The organism is Mycolicibacterium sphagni, assembly GCF_002250655.1.
Classification (GTDB): domain Bacteria; phylum Actinomycetota; class Actinomycetes; order Mycobacteriales; family Mycobacteriaceae; genus Mycobacterium; species Mycobacterium sphagni.
The window spans coordinates 1-5,463 of the sequence record NZ_NOZR01000054.1 but is presented as its reverse complement, the minus strand read 5'-3'; the positions used below and the strand labels follow the sequence as shown (position 1 = coordinate 5,463).

At 55.8% G+C, this 5,463-nt stretch carries 3 rRNA genes; all 3 read left to right on the top strand.

What is annotated here, in order from left to right:
* The first annotated feature begins 188 nt into the window (after positions 1-188).
* The 3 genes from CG716_RS29325 to rrf all read left to right on the top strand — a co-directional run bounded on the left by CG716_RS29325 (position 189) and on the right by rrf (position 5,455).
* A 16S ribosomal RNA gene (locus CG716_RS29325) occupies positions 189-1,708 on the top strand.
* 375 nt (positions 1,709-2,083) lie between these two features.
* Positions 2,084-5,202 (top strand): 23S ribosomal RNA (locus CG716_RS29320).
* A 139-nt stretch (positions 5,203-5,341) separates the two neighbouring features.
* A 5S ribosomal RNA gene (rrf, locus tag CG716_RS29315) occupies positions 5,342-5,455 on the top strand.
* The 16S, 23S and 5S rRNA genes sit together here, the layout of an rRNA operon.
* Positions 5,456-5,463 lie beyond the last annotated feature (8 nt).

Genomic DNA, 5,463 nt, shown 5'->3' with positions numbered 1-5,463 from the left:
GCCGGGTGTGTTGTTTGAGAACTCAATAGTGTGTTTGGTGGTTTTTAAGTTTGTTGTTGTTTTTTGCTGCATTCTGATACCCCCGTGTTGGGGTGTGGCTTTTTTGTTTTTGATGCCAGTTTTTGGTGTCTTTTTGTCTGGTCAGATTTTTCTGATTCGAATTCTGCCTCGTTTTGTCGAGGGGTTTTTGTTTGGAGAGTTTGATCCTGGCTCAGGACGAACGCTGGCGGCGTGCTTAACACATGCAAGTCGAACGGTAAGGCCCTTCGGGGTACACGAGTGGCGAACGGGTGAGTAACACGTGGGTGATCTGCCCTGCACTTTGGGATAAGCCTGGGAAACTGGGTCTAATACCGAATATGATCATGCTCTTCATGGGGTGTGGTGGAAAGCTTTTGCGGTGTGGGATGGGCCCGCGGCCTATCAGCTTGTTGGTGGGGTAATGGCCTACCAAGGCGACGACGGGTAGCCGGCCTGAGAGGGTGTCCGGCCACACTGGGACTGAGATACGGCCCAGACTCCTACGGGAGGCAGCAGTGGGGAATATTGCACAATGGGCGCAAGCCTGATGCAGCGACGCCGCGTGAGGGATGACGGCCTTCGGGTTGTAAACCTCTTTCAGCAGGGACGAAGCGCAAGTGACGGTACCTGTAGAAGAAGCACCGGCCAACTACGTGCCAGCAGCCGCGGTAATACGTAGGGTGCGAGCGTTGTCCGGAATTACTGGGCGTAAAGAGCTCGTAGGTGGTTTGTCGCGTTGTTCGTGAAAACTCACAGCTTAACTGTGGGCGTGCGGGCGATACGGGCAGACTGGAGTACTGCAGGGGAGACTGGAATTCCTGGTGTAGCGGTGGAATGCGCAGATATCAGGAGGAACACCGGTGGCGAAGGCGGGTCTCTGGGCAGTAACTGACGCTGAGGAGCGAAAGCGTGGGGAGCGAACAGGATTAGATACCCTGGTAGTCCACGCCGTAAACGGTGGGTACTAGGTGTGGGTTTCCTTCCTTGGGATCCGTGCCGTAGCTAACGCATTAAGTACCCCGCCTGGGGAGTACGGCCGCAAGGCTAAAACTCAAAGGAATTGACGGGGGCCCGCACAAGCGGCGGAGCATGTGGATTAATTCGATGCAACGCGAAGAACCTTACCTGGGTTTGACATGCACAGGACGCCGGCAGAGATGTCGGTTCCCTTGTGGCCTGTGTGCAGGTGGTGCATGGCTGTCGTCAGCTCGTGTCGTGAGATGTTGGGTTAAGTCCCGCAACGAGCGCAACCCTTGTCTCATGTTGCCAGCACGTAATGGTGGGGACTCGTGAGAGACTGCCGGGGTCAACTCGGAGGAAGGTGGGGATGACGTCAAGTCATCATGCCCCTTATGTCCAGGGCTTCACACATGCTACAATGGCCGGTACAAAGGGCTGCGATGCCGTGAGGTGGAGCGAATCCTTTCAAAGCCGGTCTCAGTTCGGATCGGGGTCTGCAACTCGACCCCGTGAAGTCGGAGTCGCTAGTAATCGCAGATCAGCAACGCTGCGGTGAATACGTTCCCGGGCCTTGTACACACCGCCCGTCACGTCATGAAAGTCGGTAACACCCGAAGCCGGTGGCCTAACCCCTTGTGGGAGGGAGCCGTCGAAGGTGGGATCGGCGATTGGGACGAAGTCGTAACAAGGTAGCCGTACCGGAAGGTGCGGCTGGATCACCTCCTTTCTAAGGAGCACCACGAGACTTGGACCCGCCCACGCCTGTGGGAGTTCGGTGAGTCAAGCGATTCGTTGGATGGGCCTGTATCTGTAGTGGATCGGGTTCTGGTGCACGACAGACTTGTGTTGTTCGGCGGGGATGCCGGCAGCGGATCATCAGACACACTATTGGGCTTTGAGACAACAGGCCCGTTTTTCCCTGGCCCCTGTGTGGGGTGGGAGGCGTGTTGTTGCCCTGCTTTGGTGGTGGGGTGTGGTGTTTGATTTGTGGATAGTGGTTGCGAGCATCTAGCACGCAAATGTCGGCTCTTGAGGCTTTCGGGTCTTGGGGGTGTGTTTGTGTGTTGATGTGCAATTTCTTTTTTCGAATTGGTTTTTTGTGTTGTAAGTGTTTAAGAGCGCATGGTGGATGCCTTGGCACTGGGAGCCGATGAAGGACGTAGGAGGCTGCGATAAGCCTCGGGGAGCTGTCAACCGAGCATTGATCCGAGGATGTCCGAATGGGGAAACCCGGCACGAGTGATGTCGTGTCACCCATACCTGAATACATAGGGTATGGGGGGGAACGCGGGGAAGTGAAACATCTCAGTACCCGTAGGAAGAGAAAACAATTGTGATTCCGTGAGTAGTGGCGAGCGAAAGCGGAGGATGGCTAAACCGTATGCATGTGATACCCGGCAGGGGTTGTGTGTGCGGTGTTGTGGGGCCTGGCTTTCTCAGATCTGCCGGTCTGGGCTGCAGTGAGAAAAGAATGTGTTAATCGAAGTGGCCTGGGATGGTCTGCCGTAGTGGGTGAGAGCCCCGTAGGTGAAAACATGTTCTCTGTAGTGTCTGGTTCCCGAGTAGCAGCGAGCCCGTGGAATTTGCTGTGAATCTGCCGGGACCACCCGGTAAGCCTGAATACTTCCCAGTGACCGATAGCGGATTAGTACCGTGAGGGAATGGTGAAAAGTACCCCGGGAGGGGAGTGAAATAGTACCTGAAACCGTGCGCTTACAATCCGTCAGAGCCCTCCTTCGTGGTGGGGTGATGGCGTGCCTTTTGAAGAATGAGCCTGCGAGTCAGGGACATGTCGCGAGGTTAACCCGAGTGGGGTAGCCGTAGCGAAAGCGAGTCTGAATAGGGCGTATCCAATCCGTAGGGGTTGGTGTAGTGGTGTGTTCTGGACCCGAAGCGGAGTGATCTACCCATGGCCAGGGTGAAGCGCGGGTAAGACCGCGTGGAGGCCCGAACCCACTTAGGTTGAAGACTGAGGGGATGAGTTGTGGGTAGGGGTGAAAGGCCAATCAAACTCCGTGATAGCTGGTTCTCCCCGAAATGCATTTAGGTGCAGCGTTGCGTGTTTCTTACCGGAGGTAGAGCTACTGGATGGCCGATGGGCCTCACCAGGTTACTGACGTCAGCCAAACTCCGAATGCCGGTAAGTGAGAGCGCAGCAGTGAGACGGCGGGGGATAAGCTCCGTACGTCGAGAGGGAAACAGCCCAGATCGCCGGCTAAGGCCCCTAAGCGTGTGCTAAGTGGAAAAGGATGTGCAGTCGCAGAGACAACCAGGAGGTTGGCTTAGAAGCAGCCACCCTTGAAAGAGTGCGTAATAGCTCACTGGTCAAGTGATTGTGCGCCGATAATGTAGCGGGGCTCAAGCACACCGCCGAAGCCGCGGCATTCAACGTTTGTTGGATGGGTAGGGGAGCGTCCTGCACACCGGTGAAGCAGCCTGGTAATGGAGCTGTGGAGGGTGTGGGAGTGAGAATGCAGGCATGAGTAGCGATAAGGCAAGTGAGAACCTTGCCCGCCGAAAGACCAAGGGTTCCTGGGGCAGGCCAGTCCGCCCAGGGTGAGTCGGGACCTAAGGCGAGGCCGACAGGCGTAGTCGATGGACAACGGGTTGATATTCCCGTACCCGTGTATGAGCGTCCCTGATGAATCACCGGTACTAACCGCCCAAAAGGTGGCCAACCAACTCCTTCGGGAGGCGGGGGCTACCGGCTGCGCGGGACCTTCGGTGGTAGTAGTCAAGCGATGGGGTGACGCAGGTAGGTAGCCGTACCAGTCAGTGGTAATACTGGGGCAAGCCCGTAGGGAGAAACCTAGGTAAATCCGGGTTTCACATATCCTGAGAGGTGATGCATAGCCGAGTGAGGCGAATTCGGTGATCCTTTGCTGCCAAGAAAAGCCTCTAGCGAGCACACACACGGCCCGTACCCCAAACCAACACAGGTGGTCAGGTAGAGAATACCAAGGCGTACGAGTGAACTATGGTTAAGGAACTCGGCAAAATACCCCCGTAACTTCGGGAGAAGGGGGACCTCCTACTGTCATGGCACTAGCGGCCGGCAGCGGTGGGGGGTGGCACAAACCAGTGAGAAGCGACTGTTTACTAAAAACACAGGTCCGTGCGAAGTCGCAAGACGATGTATACGGACTGACGCCTGCCCGGTGCTGGAAGGTTAAGAGGACCCGTTAACCCTTGGGTGAAGCGGAGAATTTAAGCCCCAGTAAACGGCGGTGGTAACTATAACCATCCTAAGGTAGCGAAATTCCTTGTCGGGTAAGTTCCGACCTGCACGAATGGCGTAACGACTTCTCAACTGTCTCAACCATAGACTCGGCGAAATTGCACTACGAGTAAAGATGCTCGTTACGCGCGGCAGGACGAAAAGACCCCGGGACCTTCACTATAGCTTGGTATTGGCGTTCGGTTCGGTTTGTGTAGGATAGGTGGGAGACTGTGAAACTCACACGCCAGTGTGGGTGGAGTCATTGTTGAAATACCACTCTGATCGTATTGGACTTCTAACCTCGGACCGTATATCCGGTCCAGGGACAGTGCCTGGTGGGTAGTTTAACTGGGGCGGTTGCCTCCTAAAATGTAACGGAGGCGCCCAAAGGTTCCCTCAACCTGGACGGCAATCAGGTGTTGAGTGCAAGTGCACAAGGGAGCTTGACTGCGAGACGGACATGTCAAGCAGGGACGAAAGTCGGGACTAGTGATCCGGCACCCCCGAGTGGAAGGGGTGTCGCTCAACGGATAAAAGGTACCCCGGGGATAACAGGCTGATCTTCCCCAAGAGTCCATATCGACGGGATGGTTTGGCACCTCGATGTCGGCTCGTCGCATCCTGGGGCTGGAGCAGGTCCCAAGGGTTGGGCTGTTCGCCCATTAAAGCGGCACGCGAGCTGGGTTTAGAACGTCGTGAGACAGTTCGGTCTCTATCCGCCGCGCGCGTCAGAAACTTGAGGAAACCTGTCCCTAGTACGAGAGGACCGGGACGGACGAACCTCTGGTCTACCAGTTGTCCCACCAGGGGCACCGCTGGATAGCCACGTTCGGACAGGATAACCGCTGAAAGCATCTAAGCGGGAAACCTTCTCCAAGACCAGGTTTCTCACCCTTTTAGAGGGATAAGGCCCCCCGCAGACCACGGGATCGATAGACCAGACCTGCACGCACCGCAAGGTGTTCAGGGAACTGGCACTAACCGGCCGAAAACTTACAACAACCAAAACAAACAAACCGTTTGATTCGGAAACTGTAAAGACGCACACACTGCCCGCAACCACAACCACACAGTCAAACAAACGACTGCACCCCACCACCAAAACACACAGATTCACACTCAAAAACGAGTGAATAAAGTTACGGCGGCCATAGCGGCAGGGAAACGCCCGGACCCATCCCGAACCCGGAAGCTAAGCCTGCCAGCGCCGATGATACTACCCAACACGGGTGGAAAAGTAGGACACCGCCGAACACAATTTA